We start from the raw sequence: 17,559 nt of genomic DNA, 5'->3' as shown, positions 1-17,559 counted from the left end.
GATCGCAGCTACAACGGATGGTGAAACTGTGCCCCTGATGGAGATGGACAGCTGGCCGATGTTGGCCAAGTGCCGCGGCCTGCAGGACGACCTGTTCCCCGACGGCGCCGACCAGAAACGTGCCCGGACCATCTGCTTCGGCTGTGAGGTCAGGGCCGAATGTCTCGCCGAGGCGCTGGACAACCGGATCGAATGGGGTGTCTGGGGCGGCATGACCGAACGCGAGCGCCGGCGCCTGCTGCGCCAGCACTCAGAGGTGCGCTCCTGGCGCCGTTTCCTCGCCGACGCGGTCAACCAGAGCAGCTAGACCCGCCAGGTCGTGGACGCCGCCCGGCCGGCGTCCGACCAGATCGAGTGGGACGCCTGCCTCGGACAGACTCGCGTAGTTCTGTCGCTCTCGGTCGGCGCGGGCCATGGCAAGCCGATGATGGCGCAGCACCGCCCGCTGACCGGGATCGGCCGCCCGCTCTGCGTTTTCCAAAGACTCTGGATCGACGTCGACGGTCGGCGTCAGCTGATTGACCAACACCCGGCGCAGCGGCAGACCTTCGCTACGCAGCCGTCGAGCCAACGCAAGGGCCTCCGCCACCGGTGCCGGACGAGGCGCGGCGACGACCAGGAAACCCGCAGCCTCGGACGCCAACAGTTCCCGGGTCTGCGCCGCGTGCGATTCGAAGGCCAGCACGGCCCGCTCGAAGACCTGCAGGAAGGTGCGCAGGTCGCTGAACAGCCGTCCGCCGAGAATACGGTCGAGAGCCCTGGTCGCCAGGGCCGCGCCGGCGTCCAGGAACCCGAACGGTCCGCGCGGCAGGCCCAGCACCACCCGCAGCAGCGGATTGTGCGCCAGCGCCTCCAGCCGGCTGGGGCCGTCCAGGAAGTCCAGGGCGGACGCGCTGGGCGGGGTGTCGACCACGATCAGGTCCCACTCGCCGGTGGCCGCGGCGCGACGATGCAGCTCGCCGATCTTCTCCATGGCCGCGTACTCCTGGGTGCCCGAAAAGGTCTCGGTGAGCGCGGTATAGAAGGGGTTGGCGCGGATCCGCTCCGCCTCGGGGCCTTCCACCTGCGCAGCCAGCGCCAGGTCGAAGGCGTGCCGGACGTCCAGCATCATCGCGTGCAGGCTGCCGGCGGCGTCCGGGACCTCGACCGGAGTCGGGTCGTGGGCCAGGGCGTCCAGGCCCATCGCCTGCGCCAGTCGCCGGGCCGGATCGATGGTGACCACCACGACGCGGCGTCCGAGCAGGGCGGCCCGGACGGCAACCGCGGCTGAGAGGGTGGTCTTGCCCACGCCTCCGGTGCCGACGCACAGCAACACGCGCACGCCGTCGTCGCGCAGCAGGGCGTCGAGTCCGGCGCTCACAACGCTCCCAGTGCCGGCGCCAGCGCGGCGGGCTGCTGGCCGGCCGGGATTTCGGGGTCGAGTTCGGGAAGACGCTGCACGGTCAGTTCGGTGCGGTGGCTGAGCAGCGCCTCCCACGCCGTCTGGGCCCGGGCAGCCTCGGCGTCGGAGGTGAACTGCGAAGTGAGGGCGGCCCAGGTCGCCGGGTCGATGCCGTTCGGGGCGGTGGGAAGCGGGTCGGGGACGGTGAGCTGGTCGAGGCAGCGATTCGCGACGACCGCGCCCGGGGTGAGGCCCAACTCGCGGATCGCCGTCACGGTTTCGATCGCCTCGGTGACCGGCAACTCGTCGAGCAGCGTCACCACATGCACCCGGCAGCCGGGGTGACGTAGATCGTCCATCACCGACGCGGCCTGGCCGGCGATCGGGCTGCCGTCGGTGAGTGCGGTCAGGGCCTCGCCGGCACCCAGGAACGACCCGATCCGGCCGGACGGCGGGGCGTCCAGGACCACCACGTCGATGTCGGGATGGCCCTCGGTGAGGTGGGTCAGCTGGCCGATCAGCAGGATGTCCCGTAGCCCGGGCGCGATCCGGGTGGCGAAGTCGACCAGCGGGTCGAACTGCAACACCTCGGCAGCGAAGCCGAGCCGGTAATAGCGCTGCAGATACCCGGCCAGCGCGCGGCGGGCATCGATCTGGACGCCGAGCACGCGGCCGCGCCCTGGTTGGACGGCGCTCCGCAGCGGTGACGGTTCGGGCCCGATCCGGGTGCCGGTGGCCAGTTGGATGCCGCCGCGTCCCTCGACCTCGGCGACCGCGACCCGGGCGCCGTCCGCGGCCAGCCGGTGGGCCAGGGTGAGCGCGACGGTGGTCTTTCCGACACCGCCCTTGCCCGTCACGATGTGCAACGGAGCGCGGACGGCCATGCGGTCAGCTTAGGTGCGGGGATGCGGGCCCGGTCTCGACCGGGCTCGAGCGTCGGAGGCTGCCGTTAATGTTGGGCCCATGACCAAGTGGGAGTATGTGACGGTGCCCGTTCTGGTGCACGTGACCAAGCAGATTCTGGACCAGTGGGGCGCCGACGGCTGGGAGCTGGTGCAGGTCGTTCCGGGCCCGAACCCGCAGAACCTGGTGGCGTACCTGAAGCGTCCGCTGGAGGACGGGTGAACGAGGAGGTCGCCGGTCCGGCACCGTCGCAGCGGCTGGCCGAACTGGGACTGACCCTTCCACCGGTCGCGGCGCCGCTGGCCGCCTACATTCCGGCGATCGCCTCCGCCGGGCAGGTGCTGACCTCGGGTCAGCTGCCGACCGTGCAGGGCGCGCTGGTCGCCACCGGCAAGGTGGGCGCCGAGGTCACCGTCGAGCAGGCCACCCAGGCGGCCCGGGTCGCCGTGCTGAACGCGCTGGCCGCTGCGGCGTCCGAGGTGGGCGGCATCGACAACATTCGGCGGGTCGTCCGGATGGTCGTCTACGTGGCCGGCACCCCTGAATTCACCGCCCAGCCGCAGGTGGCCAACGGTGCCAGCGAACTGCTCGGTGAGATCTTCGGTCCGCTGGGCCGGCATGTCCGCTCCGCGGTCGGGGTGGCGTCGCTGCCGCTCGACGCACCGGTGGAGCTGGAGCTGGTCGTCGAGGCCAGCGCGGCGTCGTTCTGATGGCTGCTCCGACGGCGCTGACGGAGTCCCGGACGGCGCTGGTGCGGCGGGCGCGGGCGATCAACCGCACGCTCGCCGCAACCTATCCGGACGCGCGCTGCGAACTCGACTTCGGCAACCCGCTGGAGCTGTTGGTGGCCACCATCCTCAGCGCGCAGTCCACCGACCGCCGGGTCAACGCCGTCACGCGGGTGATCTTCGCCCGTTACCCCGACGCCGCCGCCTACGCTTCCGCCGACCGGGCCGAGTTGGAGGAACTGATCCATCCGACCGGGTTCTTCCGGGCCAAGACCGACTCGCTGATCAAGCTGGGCGCCGCCCTCGTCGAGCGTTACGGCGGTGAGGTGCCGGGCACCTTGAAGCAGCTGGTGACCTTGCCCGGGGTGGGCCGCAAGACCGCCAATGTGGTGCTCGGCAACGCCTTCGGTGTGCCCGGCATCACCACCGACACCCACTTCCTGCGCTTGTCGGAGCGATTCGGTTGGTCCGATTCGGCCAAACCCGAGGTGGTCGAGGCTGAAGTCGGGGCACTGTTCCCGCGCAAGGAATGGACGCAGCTGTCGCACAACGTGATCTGGCACGGACGCCGCCGCTGCCACGCGCGGCGTCCGGCCTGCGGGGCCTGCCCGGTGGCGAAGCTGTGCCCGTCGTACGGCATCGGCCCGACCGATCCGGTGGCCGCCGCGAAGCTGATCCGGGAACCCCGCGGATGAGGCGTCTGGGAGTGCTGGTCGCGATCGTCGCGCTGCTGCTCGGCGGTTGCACGGCGACGCCGTCCGAGCCGCCCGCGCCGAGCTTCACCCCGGTCGATCCAGCGGCGATCGTCGCCGCGCGCAAGCAGGCCGGCATCGCTGATTGCCCGAAGTCGTCGGCCACAGCGCCGACGCGCAGCGACGGCCTGCCGGATCTGACACTGGACTGCCTCGGCGGCGATTCCACCGTCCGGCTGGCCGGGCTGCGCGGCAAGCCGATGCTGATCAACGTCTGGGCGCAATGGTGCCCGCCGTGCCGCGAGGAGTCGCCCTACCTGCGGCAGTTTCAGAAGGCCAGCAAGGGCAAGGTGTTCATGCTCGGCATCGACTACAACGATCCGCGGCCCGAACTGGCGGTCGAGTTCGCCGGGTTGGTCGGCTGGAAGTACCCGCAGCTGGCCGATCCGGAGCGGCAACTGAGCACGAAGATGTCGGTGCCCGGCCTGCCCACGACGCTGTTCGTCGATGCCGACGGCAAGGTGGTGCACACCGTCGCCGGCAAGCTCCAGTCCTACGACGAACTGGTCCAACTGACCCGCGACAAGCTCGGAATCTCGCTGTGACCACGGTTGATGCGGAACGGCTCCGGACGGCACTGGCCGGACCCGAGGCGGCTGCTCGCGTCGCTGACCGGGCGGCCCAGGGTGGGCGTCCGGCGGCGGTGTTGATCGCGTTGGCCGAGCACGCCGAAGGCACCCGCATCGTGCTGGTCGAGAAGGACGCCCGGCTGCGCACCCATGCCGGGCAGGTCGCCTTTCCGGGTGGCTCGATCGAGGCGTCCGACGCGTCTGCGGTGGCTGGAGCACTGCGTGAGGCGGACGAGGAGGTCGGGCTGGCGCCCGGCGAGGTCGAGGTGCTGGGTGTCCTGCCGCCGGCCTACGTGCGGGCCAGCGACTTCGCGGTGACCGCGGTGGTCGGGCGCTGGCCGACACCGCGTCCGCTGGTGCCGGTGGACGTCACCGAGATCGCCGCGGTGCATTCGGTGGCGGTGGACGTCCTGGTCGACCCGGCGAACCGGCTCACCTGGACGCATCCGGCGGGCTTCAGCGGCCCCGGATTCGTTGTCGGCGAACTGTTCATCTGGGGGTTCACCGCCTACCTGCTGGACGGCCTGTTCGACCTGGCCGGTTGGACGGTGCCCTGGGACGTCGAACGTGTCTCGGATATTCCGGAGCGGTTCCGGATCGGACGGCGGCGCTGAGCTGCGCTCAGTTGCCGGGAGCGGTGTAGCTGGGGCCCGGGTTGTCGGCCGAGGTGAGGCTCGGCGCCGACTTGCGGGCCTGCTTGCGTGCGGCCGCCTCGGCTTCAGCCTCGGAAACCCCCCGCTCGAGCGCCTGCTGGACGGCCTCGACCGAGCGCTGGCCCTCGGCCACCGTCGCCTCGGGGCCCTTCACCGACACCTTGTTCTTGCCGATCAATGCGAGAACGCCGGCGATCAGGAACATCACCACGGCGACGATGCCGAGGCCGACGGCTGCGGCCAGCAACGGCTGCCAGCCGAGCGAACTGGCGAAGAAGTAGCCCACCAGGGCGGACAGGCCCAGGAACAACAGTGAGATGCCGTTGACTGCGAAATAGCCGGCACCGCCGAGCAGGCCGGCGCCGATGCCCACCGATTTCGCCTGCGGGACCAGCTCGGCCTTCGCCAGCTCGATCTCGCCGCGGACGATGGTGGTCAGGTCGGCCTGGATCGCCTTCACGGTATCCGCGATGTCTGCCTGGTTCGCCATGGTGGCTGCCTTTCGTCGCCTGTCGTGTTCAGCCTAGTGGTCGCGTCACCGCCTGTCTGGACCCCAACGGGGGATATCGGGGACGCGGTGCCGCGGTGATGAATCAGAGCGGGATGCGCAGGCCGTCGTCGGGCAGATCGAGCGGCGCGGTGAGCTCGGTGTGATCGACCTCGGCCGACCAGCAGGTCACCCGGTAGGGCAGCAGCAGCGGCTCCGGGGGGCGGGCCGAGTTGTCGTACACGCCGCCCACCTCGTCCAGCAGCTGGGTCCGGGTCTGCTCGTCCAGCTGTTGGGCCGCGGGCATCCGCGTCACCATCTCGACCAGGCCGGGCCGGTCGATCGGCACCCAGTGCCGGAATGACCGGGTTTGTACCTGCGGGAAGTAGGCACTGTCTTCCAGCGCCTGCAGCGATTCGGTGCCGTAGGCGCCGCTCATCGCCTCCGGATCGAACTGTCGTACCGTGCGGACAAGGCGTTTCACCCACGGCACCGAATCGTCGCGGACGGTGTAGGCGATGCCCAGCCGGCCTCCCGGACGCAGCACCCGGGCGAACTCCGACAGCGCCAGACCGGGTGCGAAGGTGTGGAAGTTCTGCGCCAGCAGCACCCGATCGAACGAGCACGGCGCCAGCGGCAGCGCCTCGGCCGCGGCGACCATCGGCAGCCCGGAGGGTGCGCGACGCAGCAGCGCCGAGACGGCGTCGCGGTCGCGGTCGACCAGGGTCAGCCGGTGCCGGCCGCGCAGGCCGGAGGCGAAGGCTGCCGATGGTTGCCCCAGGATCAGGGTGGGCCCTTCGGACGCGCCGACCAGCCAGGTCAGGGCGTCGGCCAGGGTCGAGGTGCTCACGGTGGCATCGTACGGGCCATCCACAGCCCGCAACGATTCTGAACACTTCCGGACGGCCGGTCGCACAGTGAGGACGTGGAAGCGACAGAAGTGGTCGTGGTGTCCGGCGGCGGCGAGGTGTGCGACCTCGTCACGACAGCTGCGGCTGCGCTCGGGTACGGCACGACGGTGTGCGAGCCGGAATCATTGGCCGGCCGCTGGGCCAATGCCGGCACGGTCTTCATCGGGCTCGACTCTGCCGCCGAGGTTGCGGCGCTCGAACTGGCGAGGCGTGAGCGGGTGTACCTGGTCGGTGCCGACACCGGCGCCGCGGCCTTGTGGTCGGTGCCGCTGGGGGCCGAGGTGATCGTGCTGCCGCAGGGCCGTGGCTGGCTGTCGTCGGTGCTGGCCGACCGGGTGGGCGGTGCCGGCGAGGTGGTCGCGGTGCTCGGCGGGTCCGGCGGGGTGGGCGCCTCTACGCTGGCCGCCGGCCTGGCGTGGAGGGCAGCCGATTCGGGTCGGTCGGTGGCGTTGGTCGACGCCGACCGGCTGGGTGGCGGCATTGATCTGCTGGTCGGGGCCGAGGGTGAACCCGGCTGGCGGTGGCCCCGGTTCGCGGCGGCGGACGGCGTGCTGGGTGATCTGCGCGAGTTCCTGCCGGTGGTCGACCGAGTGAGCGTGGTGTCGATGGCGCGGGGCGCCGACCTCGAACTGGGGCGCGAGTCGCTGGCCGCCGTGCTGGGTTCACTGCGGCGGAACTTCGAGTTGGTGGTGATCGACCCGGGGCGCAACGGCTCGGCGGTCTGCCGTGAGGCGCTGCGGCAGGCCGGCCGGAGCCTGGTGGTGGTGGCGGGCTGCGTGCGCGGGGTGGCAGCGGCCGGGCAGGTGGTGCGTGCCTTGGCCCCACCTGCCGCGGAGGCGGTAGTGCGCCGGATGCCGGGGTTGCGGGTGCCCGACGATGTGGTGGAGGAATCGCTCGGTCTGCCGGTGAGCGCCTGGCTGCGGCACGATCCGAGCCTGGCGGTGGCGGCCGAGCGGGGCGAGCGCCCGGGGCTGTCTCGTCGGCGCGGCGGGCTGGGACGGGTCTGCGAGCAACTGCTGGAGGCGTCGTGAGCCAGCCGACGGCGTCCGTTCCGGGCAGTGTCGCCGAGGTGCGGGCGGTGCTGGGCCGGGCCGGTGCGACGCCCGGCCCGGTCGAGGTCGCGGCAGCGTTGCGTGGACTGGGGGCGCTGGTGTCGGAGGGCACCGTCCGCGACACGGTGGCTGCGCTGCGCCGGGAGAGTTCGGGCGCAGGGCCCTTGGAACCATTGCTGGCGATGCGCGGCGTGACCGACGTCCTGGTCAACGGGTATCGGCAGGTGTTCGTCGACCGCGGTGCCGGCCTGGAGCCGGTGGAGGGCGTCTTCGCCGACGAGGAAGAGGTGCGGCGGCTCGCCGTCCGGCTGGCCGCGGCGGTCGGCCGGCGACTCGACGAGGGCTCCCCGTTCGTCGATGCCCGGCTGCCCGACGGCACCCGGGTGCATGCCGTCCTCGGCGTGCTCACCGATGTCGGTACCTGCCTGTCGCTGCGGGTGCCGGCACGCAAGGCGCTGACCCTGGACGACTGGGTGGCGGGCGGCGGCCTGCACCCGCGGGCGGCCGAACTGCTGAACGGGATGGTGCAACGGCGGGTTGCCTTCCTGGTCTCCGGCGGCACCGGTTCGGGCAAGACCACCCTGTTGGCGAGTTTGCTCGGGCTGGTCGATCCCGGTCACCGCATCGTGATCGTGGAAGACTCGCGCGAACTCGCGCCCCCGCATCCGCATGTGCTGCGGCTGGAGGCCCGGCCGGCCAACGCCGACGGTGCCGGTGCGGTGCCGCTGGTGGCGTTGGTCCGCCAGGCGCTGCGGATGCGGCCCGACCGGCTGGTGGTGGGTGAGGTTCGCGGTGCCGAGCTGAGCGATCTGCTGACCGCGCTGAACACCGGCCACGAAGGGGGTTGCGGCACCCTGCACGCCAACTCGGCGGCCGACGTCCCGGCCCGGCTCGAGGCACTCGGTGTGCTGGGCGGGCTGCCGCGGGCGGCGCTGCACGCGCAGGCCGCGGCCGCGCTGGACGTGTTGGTGCACATCACGCGCCTACCCGACGGCACCCGCTGGGTGCGCGAACTGCACGTGCTGACCTGGGACGAGGCGTCCGGGCTATGCCGTCCGGTGCCTGCCTGGCGTTTCACCCGCGACGGTGCGCCGGTCGCCGGCCCGGGGGCGGTCCGGCTCGAGGAGTTGTTGCGATGACCGGCGTGGCGGCGCTGTTGGCGATCTGGTCGGTGTGGCTGTGGTGGCCGCCAGTCTCGGTGCACCGGCTGCGTCCGGCTGTTCGATCCCGGGGAGTGCCTAGGGTGCGGGCACCGGTCGTGCTGGGTGTTGTTGTGCTGGTGCCGCCGGTGCTGGGGGTCGCCCTGGACGGCATCCGGGGGGCCGCGCTGGGCTGGGTGGTCGGCGTGCTGGGTGCCGCGGTGGCGTGGACGGTCCGGCGGACCCGCGCAGGCCGGCGACGGTCGGCCGTCCGGGATCAGGTGGCTCAGGGGTGCAGTGAACTGGCGGGCTTGTTGCGAGCCGGGTATCCGCCGGGTCGAGCCCTGGAGATCGCCGGCCGCGACAGTCCGCTGCTGGCTGAGATCGCCGCCCACCGGAGGGTAGGCAGCGACGTGGCCGAGGCGTTGTGTGCCGCGGCGCGCCGTCCGGGAGCTTCCGGATTGGCCGGCCTGGCCGCGAGCTGGACGATCGCGGAACGGACCGGCGCGGCGATGGCCACTTCACTGGACGACCTGGCGACGAACCTGGCCGCGGAACGCGACCTGGCCCGCACGGTGGGCACTGAGGTGGCTGCCGCCCGGCTGACCGGACGGCTGCTGGGCGGGCTGCCGTTGGTCGGCCTCGGCCTGGGGTATGCGGTCGGCGGCGACCCGATCGGCTATCTGACCGGATCAGCCGCCGGACTGGCCTGCCTGACGATCGGTGGCGGCCTGGCGGCGGTGGGGCTGGTCTGGAGCGACGCGCTGGCCGACCGAGCGGGGCGACTGCGATGACGGCCGAGATGCTGCTCGGGATCGCCGTGGCCGCGTCGGCCGGTGCAGTGTTCCTCGTAGTGACACCCGATCGGCTGAGATCGAGTGCTCCCTCGGGCATGCCGCGGCGCGGAGCGATGCCGCCCGGTGCGGGCTGGCTCGTTCCGGCGCCGGGTGCGCCCGCCGCCGGCGTCCGGGTGTTGCTCGGCGCGGCGGTGGGTGGAGTGCTGATCGCGACAGGTGTGCTCTCGGGCGTGCTGGGCGTCGTGGCCGCGATCGGTGCCGGTGCCGGGGTGTTCGTGGCCGCCGGCCGGCTGGGGTCTGCCGGCGAGGCGTCCGTGCGGATCGAGTTGGCGTCCGCGCTGCCGGTGATCTGTGCCCAGCTGGCGGTCTGCTTGGAGGCCGGATTGCCGTTGCGCAATGCCGTCGCGGTGCTCGGTGAGTGCCTCGACGGCGAGCCGGCACGGGTGCTGCGGCGCTTGGACGCCGCCGTCCGGCTCGGTGTGCCGGAGGAGCGGGCTTGGGCCGAAGTGGGTGAACAGCACCCTGAACTGGCCGGGTTGGCGCGGGAACTGCGGCACGCGGCCTCCGGTGGGGTCGCGCTCGCGCCGGCGCTGCGGCAGCACGCGGCGGAGGCCCGCGCAGTGGTTCGCGCGACAGCCGAATCACGAGCCCGGCGTGCCGGAGTGAGCATCGTGCTGCCGCTGGCGGTGTGCTTCCTGCCCGCGTTCCTGCTGGTCGGCGTCGTGCCGGTGGTTGGCGGGGTGCTCAGCCGGCTGTTCGGCTGAGGTTATCCACAGGCTCGCGACCGAAGTGAACACTTTCCGGCCCAGGTGCCCAAGGTGAGGGTGAACCCGGTGATAGCCGGGGGTGAGAGGAGAGAACCATGCCCAACCAGTTGGTGGCCCGTCCCCACGACGAGCGGGGAATGACCACAGCCGAGTACGCCCTCGGGACGATCGCGGTGATCGCCCTGGTCGCCGCCGTCATCGCCTACGTCAGCGGTGACACCTTCGACACACAGATCACGGTGATCTTCAAGCAGATCACCGACTGGATTCTGAGCTTCGTCGGGAAGTAGACGACCTGAGCGCGGTGGGCGGAGCGGGCGGCCGTCTCGCCCACCGTGACCGAGACCGAAGGAGGGACGATGCGCGGCGAACGCGGCATGGTGAGCGTCGAGGTGGCTTTCGGGGCCCTGCTCTCGGTGCTGGTGGCGCTGGGGTTGTGCTACCTGATCGCGATCGTGGTGCAACTGGGCCAACTGCAGGCGGTCGCCGGTGAGGTGGCCCGTCAGCAGGCCCGGGGCGACGCGGCGGCGGCGCAGCGGGCCCAGGCCGATGCACCCGCCGGAACCCGGGTGCGGGTGAGCGGCAGCGGTGCCGATGTGGTCGTGGAGGTCGATGTGCCGGCACGACCCTGGGCGGGGATTCTGCCCGGCGTTGCGCTGCACGCCCGGGCCGTCGTGGCCAAGGAGGGCTGAGATGATCCGCCGCGTACTCCACGCCTCCCCTGGTGAGGCGGGCGTTGCGACACCGCTGGTGGTACTCACCGTGATGGGGCTGGTGACACTGGCCGCGGTCGGGGTGCTGGCGCTGGCCTACTCGGCGACCGCCCGCTCGGTGCGGGCCGCCGCCGACCTGGTGGCGGTCTCCGGTGCGCAGGCGTACGCCCGTGGCGGCGACGCCTGCGACGAGGCGCGGCGGATCGCCGGGCGCAACCAGGTCGACATGGCCGAATGCGAGGTGACCGGAGACCTGATCGACTTCGTGGTCGAGGTGCGGGTGTCCCACGGTGTCGGCTGGCGATTGCCCGGTCTGCCCGACACGGTCGCGGCGACCGCCTACGCGGGCAACGTGACGGGTGCGCCGTGACCGGCCAGCAGCCCGCGCAACAGGGTCAGGGCGGTCCGCCGGTCGAGCGGCTGATTGCCCGACCCGCACCGCGGCGACACCACACAACGGGGACAGCCCTGCTCACACCCGCAGGCGGCGAGCAGTTCGGTGGTCGCGCCGAGCCAGCGTTCGGCGAGTTCGTAGGCCTGATCGGCGAACCCCGAGCCACCGGGCAATCCGTCGTGGACGAACACGGTCGGGGCGCCGGTGTCGGTGTGGTGGGTGATCGACAAACCGCCGACGTCCCCCGCGTCACACGCGGTGAAGCGGGGCAGCAGCGCGATCGCCGCATGTTCGGCGGCGTGCAATCCGCCCGCCAGATCACGCTCGGCCAGGCCCATGGCGTCCGGCACCGTCCACCACAGGGCACGGGTGCGGAAGGTGCGGGCCGGCAGTTCGAGCGGAGAGGAGTCCCAGACCGTTCCGGTGGCGGCATCGCGGCGCAGGTAGCCGATGACCTGCGAGGTGAGCTCGACGGTGCCCGCGAACAACGACCCGCCGGCCAGGTCACGACGGTGGTCGGTACCCAGCACCCGGACGCTCAGCTGCGTGGAGGGCTGGGTGAACCATTCGGCACGCACCCTGCTGCACATGGCGACGCCGGCGTCGAGGTCGTAGTCGTCGACCAGCCACTGTTCGCCCTGATGCAGGTAGACCGCGCCGGCATGCACGGTGCGGTCGGCGGCGGCCGTGTCGACCTGTCCGATCACCCGGCCGGTGGCAGCCTCGATGATCTCCACGCCGCTGCCGGCGATCGAGCGCAGGTCGATGCGATCGACGGCGCGGGTGGGCGAGGTCCAGAACCACGAGGTGCCGCGGCGGCGCAACACGCGGCCGGCGACCAGGCGGTCCAGCAGCCCGGTCATGGTCGGTCCGAAGAACTCCTCGTCGCCGGCCGCCACCGGCAGCTCCTGAGCGGCGGCAGCCAGGTGCGCGCCGAGGACGGCGGGCTGTTCGGGGTGCAGCACCGTCGTCTCGACCTCGGTGTCGAACAGTGCCTCCGGGTGCTGGCACAGCCAGCTGTCCAACGGGTCGGGTTTGGCGAGCATCACGGCCAGTGCGTCGCGTCCGTCACGGCCGGCCCGCCCGGCCTGCTGCCACAACGAGGCCAGCGAACCCGGGAACCCGACGGTCAGCACGGCATCCATCCCGGTCACGTCGACGCCGAGTTCGAGCGCGTTGGTGCAGGCCACGCCGCGCAGCCGTCCCGACGACAGGCCGGCCTCGAGTTCGCGCCGGTCGGTGGCCAGGTAGCCGGCCCGGTACGAGGCGATCTCGTCCGGCACGATGCAGTGCCGGCGGGCCTGCTCGGCGACCAGTTCCGCCTGCACCCGCGAGGTGGTGAACGCCAACGCCTGCGCCCCCGAATCGACCAGCCGGGCAAGCATGCCGGCCGCCTCACGGTGCGGGTCGCCGTCGCCCTGCCAGACGACGAAATCGAGCGCTGGGCGGCTGGAGGTGTCGTTGTCGACCGGCAGCACGTCGTCGATACCGGCGAGTCGGGCGAGGTGATCGGCCGGTGTGGCGATGGTGCCCGAGGCGGATATGAAGATCGGGTCGGCGCCGTAGTGCCGGCAGATCCGCCGCAGCCGCCGCAACACGCTCGCCACGTGGGCTCCGAACACACCCCGATAACGGTGTGCCTCGTCGACGACCACATAGCGCAGCGACCGCAGCAGACCCTGCCAGCGTTCGTGGGCCGGCAGCACACTGCGATGCAGCATGTCGGGATTGGTCAGCACGAAGGTGGCGAAATCGCGGGCGAACCGGCGCTCGCCGGGCTCGGAATCACCGTCGAGGGTGGACACCCGCCACGATGCCCCGCCCAGCGCGGCGGCTCGTTTCGCCTGGTCGTGGGCGAGTGCCTTGGTGGGTGCCAGGTAGAGGGCGGTGTGGGCCCGGTCGGGGCGTGCCCAGCGATGTCGCCCGGCATCGGTACCGACCCGGCCCTCGGCGGTGGCGGCGATGATCGGCAGCAGATAGGCCAGCGACTTGCCCGAACCGGTGGCAGTGCTGAGCGCGACATGCCGGCCCTCAAACGCGGCCTGCGCGGCCAGGCTCTGGTGCTGCCACAGTGCCCGGACGCCCTGTCCGGCCAAGGTGTCACGGACCGGCTGCGAGACCCAGTCGGGGACCGGTGCCAGCACGCCCGGCCGCGCCGGGCGTCGATGGACATGGCGCACCTGCCCCTCACCCTCGATCCACTCCGGAACGGCCATTGCCTCAGGGTGCCACGAGCTCCGGACAGAACCGTTGAGGAATCGCTGCGTGGCGTTTGTCGAGCTCGTCGAGACCCGCTCCTCGTTGGTCGAGCCTGTCGGCCACCGCTGGTCGAGCTTGTCGAGACCCCTGTGGGGCAGGTGGGGTTTCGACACGCTCAACCCGCGGGCGTCGACGGGCTCAACCAGCGGGTGGGTGCGTTCAGAACCCGTGTTGGTCGGTGCGTCGTCAGTGCGTTGCGTGGGTCACCGTTCCGTTGCAGGTTGCGTGGGTCACCGTTCCGTTGCAGATCGTCAGCAGCACCTGCATGTGTCGCAGGGCGTGCGCTGCCTCGGCCGGCGGCGCGGGGGACAGCGGGTCGGCGTCCAGCAACACCAGGTCGCCCGGCTCGCCGGGCCGCAGGCGGCGTCCGTCGACCGAGGCCGCGAGCGCCTCCCGTGGATTGAGCGCCTGCTCCGGGTGCCACCCGGGGCGCTCGTCCCCGCTGCGATGGACGGCGCAGGCCATCGCCAGCCAGGGGTCGAGCTCGGCCACCGGGGCGTCCGAACCGAGCGCCAGCGGTACCCCGGCGTCTGCCAGCATGCGCAGCGGGAACGATCGTTCAGCGCGTTCGGTGCCCCAGATCTGGTCGGTGAGGTCGCGATCATCGAGCAGGTGGGCGGGCTGCACACTGGCCCGCAGACCCAGGGCAGCCATCCGGTCGGCGTCGCCCCGGGTGACCAGCTGGGCATGCTCCACCGAACCACGGCCGCCGCCGGCAGCGAAGGCGTCCAGCACGGCGGCGTTGGCACGATCCCCGATCGCGTGCAGCGCCGTCTCGAGGCCGGCGGCGGTGGCGCGGTGGATGAACTCGACGAGCTCGGTCACGGAGTAATTGGCTACGCCGCAGGGATGGTCCGGGGTGGCCGGACCATCGGAGTACGGCTCGTGGGTCCACGCGGTGCGGGTGCCCAGCGAACCGTCGGTGATCACCTTGAGCGGACCCATGGTGGCCAGCCCACCGGTGCCGGGCAGCGGGTCGCCGGTGCGCAGGCCGGCCGCGATCACCTGGTCCAGCTGATGCGGGTAGACGGCGGTGCGCACCCGCAGCGGTCCCACCCTGGCGGCGAGCCGGAGCGGCCAGTCCACGAAGCTGTCGGCGAACTCGAAATCGACCAGGCCGGTGATGCCCTTTGCCGCCAGCGCGGTGATCGGATCGATGAAGTCCGCGGGTCCGGGCACGGCGCCGGGTAGCTCGTCCAGCCGACGCAACAGGCCGAACCACTCGTTCTCGCTCACCGCGCCGTCCCTGGCCGGCTCGCCGAGCAAAGTGAGTGCCGCCGTGTTCAGCCAACCGCTGTGCGCGTCGCCCGAGATCAACACCACCGCCGTCGCGCCACTGATCGCGTCCAGCTCGGTGACGGTGGGCTGCCGAGACCAACCGGCCGAGCGGAACCCGAACCCGAACAGAGTGCGGTCAGGATGCCGCCGGGCCAGCTCGGCGAGCGGTTCATGGAGCCGTCCCAACACGTCGTCCGGCTCCGGGGTACCGCCCAACTGCACCATCCGGGCGGTCCGCACCCATTGCGTGGCGTGCACATGGGCGTCCCACAACCCGGGGATCGCCCAACGGCCGTCACCGTCGACCTCCTCGACACCCGGCGCCAAGGTCAGATTGGTACCGACATCGGCGATCACGCCGTCCGAGATCAGCACATCGCGCAGTTCCCGGGACGCCGGGGATGTGCCGTCCAGGTCGACGATCCGCACCTGCCGCACCAGCACCGATCCGCTCACGCGCAGCAGCGTAGAGCCCCCGTTGATTGAGCTTGTCGAAATCGGGTGAGAGGTCTCGACAAGCTCGACCAGCAGGCGGTGGGGAGGGGTCTCGACAGGCTCGACCAACGGGGCGGTGGAGGTCTCGACAAGCTCGACCAGCGAGGTGTGGCAGGCTGCCGGTGTGCTCGAACCCTCCGTCGCCCACGACCTCGCCGCGCGACTGCGCGACACCGGCTACAGCTACGACGCGGTGGCCGAGCGACTCGACACGCCGGGTCTGGACGGGCTGGCCCGCAACGCCACCATCCCCGCCAATCGGGCACTGGCCGGCGCGACCGATCCGCAGGCCACTCTGATCAGGGCCTTCGCGCTGCAACAGGACGTCCCGCGCACCGACCTCGCAGCGGCACTGGGTGACCTGGACCGCCTCACCCCGATCCTGGACGCCGCTTCCGACGACACCGTCCGGGCCGCCATCGAGATCCGGCCCTACGCCTTCACCGACGATCACGGCGAGCATTCCGGTTGGCTGGCCTCCGACCTCACCCCCACCCTCGACGGACGCCTCGCCGCGCCGCGCGACGACTTCGTCCTCGGTCTCTCCCCAGCCTCGGTCACCCTCGCCCAGCTCACCATGCGCACCCCGCGCGGACGCGCCCTCGACCTGGGCGCCGGCTGCGGCATCCAGTCGGTGCACCTGGCCACCCACACCGACCAGGTCGTCGCCACCGACCTCAACCCGCGGGCCTGCGCGATGGCCGCCCTGACCGCAGCCCTCAACGGCCTCACCGTCGACGTCCGCCAAGGCTCGCTGTACGAACCGGTTGCCGGCGAGGGCTTCGACCTGATCGTCACCAACCCGCCCTATGTGATGGCGCCGCCGGACGCCTCCCGGCTGGTCTACCGGGAGGGTTCGTTCACCGCCGACGGCCTGGTCCGCGCGGTCGTCGCCGGTGCGGCGACACAGCTCAACCCCGGTGGAGCGCTGCAGGTGCTCGGCAACTGGGCGATCACCGCCGACCAGCCCTGGCAGGACCGGCTGGCCTCGTGGGTCACCCCCACCGGCTGCGACGCCCTGGTGCTGCAACGGGAACAGCTCGACCCGTTCGAGTACATCGAGATCTGGCTCGCCGACGCCGGTCTGGTCGGCACCCCTGACTACGCGAAACGCTACGCAGAATGGGTCGACTACTTCGACGCCCTCGGCATCGTCGGAGTCGGCCTGGGCTGGCTCACCCTCTACAACACCGGCAACGCACAACCTGAGCTGCGTTTCGACGACTGGCCCCACCAGGTGCAGAGCGGCCTGGGGGAGGCGTTCGCCGAGTTCCCGGACGCCGCCCGCGCGGCTCACCTACCGGACGACCAACTGCTGGCCAGCACCCTGACCATCGACTCGGCCGTCACCTCCGAAGCACTCGGACGCCCCGGCGCGGCCGACCCCGAACACATCGTCTTCCGTCGCGGCACCGGTTTCGGACGGGCCGTCGAGGTCGACACTGCCCTGGCCGGGGTGGCCGGTGCCTGCGACGGTGAGCTGCCGCTCGGCGTCCTGATCGACGCCGTCGCCGACCTGCTGGACGCCGACGCCGCGGCGCTCCGGGCCGACCTGCTGCCCCGACTGCGCCCGCTGATCGCCGACGGCTTCCTGCGTCCGGTCGACCGCAGCTGAGCCACGGTCGAACCGGGCAGGTGGCCGAGGGTTCGATCTTTGTGGTTACCATTCCCCCGTGAGGCCGCCGTCGCGGCCCGTCATCCCGCGCATCGAGGAAATCCACGTGGCAACTGCAGGCAAGACACGGCTCGTGATCGTCGAGTCACCCGCCAAGGCGACCAAGATCGCCAGCTTCCTCGGCAACGGCTACGTCGTCGAGTCGAGCCGCGGCCACGTCCGCGATCTGCCCACCGGCGCCGCCGAGGTGCCCGCCAAGTACAAGGGTGAGAAGTGGGCGCGCACCGGCGTCAACGTCGAGAACAACTTCGAGCCGCTCTACGTGGTGGCGGCCGATAAGAAGGGCACCATCCGCGACCTCAAGGCGAAGCTGGCCGGTGCCGATGAACTCCTGCTGGCCACCGACGAAGACCGCGAGGGCGAGGCCATCGCGTGGCACCTGCTGGCCGAGCTGAAGCCGAAGGTGCCGGTCCGCCGGATGGTGTTCCACGAGATCACCCCGCAGGCCATCGCCGAAGCGGTCGCCAACCCGCGCGAACTCGACACCGACCTGGTCGACGCTCAGGAGACCCGGCGCATCCTTGACCGGCTGTACGGCTACGAGGTGTCCCCGGTGCTGTGGAAGAAGGTGATGCCGCGGCTGTCGGCGGGCCGCGTCCAGTCGGT

The 17,559-nt window shown here is 71.6% G+C and carries 21 protein-coding genes; 15 read left to right on the top strand and 6 right to left on the bottom strand.

Annotated elements, in window-relative coordinates; genetic code table 11:
* Positions 1 to 37 precede the first annotated feature (37 nt).
* Positions 38 to 307: a WhiB family transcriptional regulator gene (locus tag QM624_RS13865; RefSeq protein WP_415092791.1), complete on the top strand. Its 270-nt coding sequence runs from the start codon at positions 38 to 40 to the stop codon at positions 305 to 307.
* Here the strand turns inward: QM624_RS13865 and QM624_RS13860 are convergent.
* Both QM624_RS13860 and QM624_RS13855 read right to left on the bottom strand, forming a co-directional pair.
* The gene (locus QM624_RS13860; RefSeq protein ID WP_415092789.1) at positions 251 to 1,360 is read right to left on the bottom strand and encodes an ArsA family ATPase; all 1,110 of its coding nucleotides are present in this window, start codon (positions 1,358 to 1,360) and stop codon (positions 251 to 253) included. The two genes, QM624_RS13865 and QM624_RS13860, sit on opposite strands and share 57 nt — an antisense overlap.
* Positions 1,357 to 2,265, bottom strand: a complete 909-nt coding sequence (locus QM624_RS13855; RefSeq protein ID WP_415092787.1) for an ArsA family ATPase — start codon at positions 2,263 to 2,265, stop codon at positions 1,357 to 1,359. Before QM624_RS13855 ends, QM624_RS13860 begins: the two co-directional genes overlap by 4 nt.
* Positions 2,266 to 2,344: 79 nt before the next feature.
* Here QM624_RS13855 and QM624_RS13850 point away from each other — a divergent pair, with 79 nt between their 5' ends.
* Genes QM624_RS13850 through QM624_RS13830 form a run of 5 tightly spaced genes read left to right on the top strand, consistent with a single transcriptional unit; the run spans position 2,345 to position 4,947 of the window.
* A complete protein-coding gene (locus QM624_RS13850) occupies positions 2,345 to 2,506 on the top strand; it encodes a DUF4177 domain-containing protein (RefSeq protein WP_197709991.1) in 162 nt (53 codons plus the stop codon).
* Complete coding sequence (locus QM624_RS13845; protein ID WP_415092785.1) at positions 2,503 to 2,994, top strand: RidA family protein; 492 nt, start codon at positions 2,503 to 2,505, stop codon at positions 2,992 to 2,994. The genes QM624_RS13850 and QM624_RS13845 overlap by 4 nt, the downstream gene beginning before the upstream one ends.
* A complete protein-coding gene (gene nth / locus QM624_RS13840) occupies positions 2,994 to 3,707 on the top strand; it encodes an endonuclease III (RefSeq protein WP_415092782.1) in 714 nt (237 codons plus the stop codon). Before QM624_RS13845 ends, nth begins: the two co-directional genes overlap by 1 nt.
* Positions 3,704 to 4,309 carry a TlpA family protein disulfide reductase gene (locus tag QM624_RS13835; RefSeq protein ID WP_415092780.1) on the top strand — a complete coding sequence of 202 codons (606 nt, stop codon included), beginning with the start codon at positions 3,704 to 3,706 and terminating at the stop codon, positions 4,307 to 4,309. Before nth ends, QM624_RS13835 begins: the two co-directional genes overlap by 4 nt.
* Positions 4,306 to 4,947 (top strand): NUDIX hydrolase, encoded by a 642-nt coding sequence (locus QM624_RS13830; protein ID WP_415092778.1) that lies wholly within the window; start codon positions 4,306 to 4,308, stop codon positions 4,945 to 4,947. The genes QM624_RS13835 and QM624_RS13830 overlap by 4 nt, the downstream gene beginning before the upstream one ends.
* Positions 4,948 to 4,954: 7 nt before the next feature.
* Here the strand turns inward: QM624_RS13830 and QM624_RS13825 are convergent, their stop codons facing one another.
* Complete coding sequence (locus QM624_RS13825; RefSeq protein WP_415092776.1) at positions 4,955 to 5,476, bottom strand: phage holin family protein; 522 nt, start codon at positions 5,474 to 5,476, stop codon at positions 4,955 to 4,957.
* Positions 5,477 to 5,579: 103 nt separating this feature from the next.
* Positions 5,580 to 6,323, bottom strand: a complete 744-nt coding sequence (locus tag QM624_RS13820; protein WP_415092774.1) for a class I SAM-dependent methyltransferase — start codon at positions 6,321 to 6,323, stop codon at positions 5,580 to 5,582.
* A 75-nt stretch (positions 6,324 to 6,398) separates the two neighbouring features.
* Between QM624_RS13820 and ssd the strand changes: the two genes are divergently transcribed.
* The 7 genes from ssd to QM624_RS13785 all read left to right on the top strand — a co-directional run bounded on the left by ssd (position 6,399) and on the right by QM624_RS13785 (position 11,222).
* Positions 6,399 to 7,415, top strand: a complete 1,017-nt coding sequence (gene ssd, locus QM624_RS13815) for a septum site-determining protein Ssd (RefSeq protein ID WP_415092772.1) — start codon at positions 6,399 to 6,401, stop codon at positions 7,413 to 7,415.
* Positions 7,412 to 8,575, top strand: a complete 1,164-nt coding sequence (locus QM624_RS13810; protein ID WP_415092770.1) for a TadA family conjugal transfer-associated ATPase — start codon at positions 7,412 to 7,414, stop codon at positions 8,573 to 8,575. Before ssd ends, QM624_RS13810 begins: the two co-directional genes overlap by 4 nt.
* Positions 8,572 to 9,369, top strand: coding sequence for a type II secretion system F family protein (locus tag QM624_RS13805; RefSeq protein ID WP_415092768.1), 798 nt, complete (start codon positions 8,572 to 8,574; stop codon positions 9,367 to 9,369). The genes QM624_RS13810 and QM624_RS13805 overlap by 4 nt, the downstream gene beginning before the upstream one ends.
* Positions 9,366 to 10,136, top strand: coding sequence for a type II secretion system F family protein (locus QM624_RS13800; RefSeq protein WP_415092766.1), 771 nt, complete (start codon positions 9,366 to 9,368; stop codon positions 10,134 to 10,136). The genes QM624_RS13805 and QM624_RS13800 overlap by 4 nt, the downstream gene beginning before the upstream one ends.
* 98 nt (positions 10,137 to 10,234) lie before the next feature.
* Positions 10,235 to 10,429, top strand: a complete 195-nt coding sequence (locus QM624_RS13795; protein ID WP_298133659.1) for a DUF4244 domain-containing protein — start codon at positions 10,235 to 10,237, stop codon at positions 10,427 to 10,429.
* 69 nt (positions 10,430 to 10,498) lie between these two features.
* Entirely contained in the window at positions 10,499 to 10,831 is a 333-nt protein-coding gene (locus tag QM624_RS13790; RefSeq protein WP_415092764.1) for a TadE family type IV pilus minor pilin, read from the top strand.
* Between the two features lies 1 nt (position 10,832).
* A complete protein-coding gene (locus QM624_RS13785) occupies positions 10,833 to 11,222 on the top strand; it encodes an Rv3654c family TadE-like protein (protein ID WP_415092762.1) in 390 nt (129 codons plus the stop codon).
* Here the strand turns inward: QM624_RS13785 and QM624_RS13780 are convergent.
* Both QM624_RS13780 and QM624_RS13775 read right to left on the bottom strand, forming a co-directional pair.
* On the bottom strand, positions 11,192 to 13,462 hold the full coding sequence (locus QM624_RS13780) for a DEAD/DEAH box helicase (RefSeq protein WP_415092760.1): 2,271 nt from the start codon (positions 13,460 to 13,462) through the stop codon (positions 11,192 to 11,194). The two genes, QM624_RS13785 and QM624_RS13780, sit on opposite strands and share 31 nt — an antisense overlap.
* Before the next feature lie 229 nt (positions 13,463 to 13,691).
* Positions 13,692 to 15,239, bottom strand: a complete 1,548-nt coding sequence (locus QM624_RS13775) for an amidohydrolase (protein ID WP_415092758.1) — start codon at positions 15,237 to 15,239, stop codon at positions 13,692 to 13,694.
* Positions 15,240 to 15,354: 115 nt separating this feature from the next.
* Between QM624_RS13775 and QM624_RS13770 the strand changes: the two genes are divergently transcribed.
* Both QM624_RS13770 and QM624_RS13765 read left to right on the top strand, forming a co-directional pair.
* The gene (locus tag QM624_RS13770) at positions 15,355 to 16,893 is read left to right on the top strand and encodes a methyltransferase (RefSeq protein ID WP_415092756.1); all 1,539 of its coding nucleotides are present in this window, start codon (positions 15,355 to 15,357) and stop codon (positions 16,891 to 16,893) included.
* Between the two features lie 106 nt (positions 16,894 to 16,999).
* Positions 17,000 to 17,559: toprim domain-containing protein (locus QM624_RS13765; protein WP_415092754.1), on the top strand; the 560-nt coding region annotated here is incomplete at its 3' end.

This window comes from Micropruina sp. (genome assembly GCF_047606365.1).
Taxonomy (GTDB): domain Bacteria; phylum Actinomycetota; class Actinomycetes; order Propionibacteriales; family Propionibacteriaceae; genus Micropruina.
The sequence above is the reverse complement of the archived record's forward strand: the minus strand, read 5'-3'. Positions and strand labels throughout refer to the sequence as shown.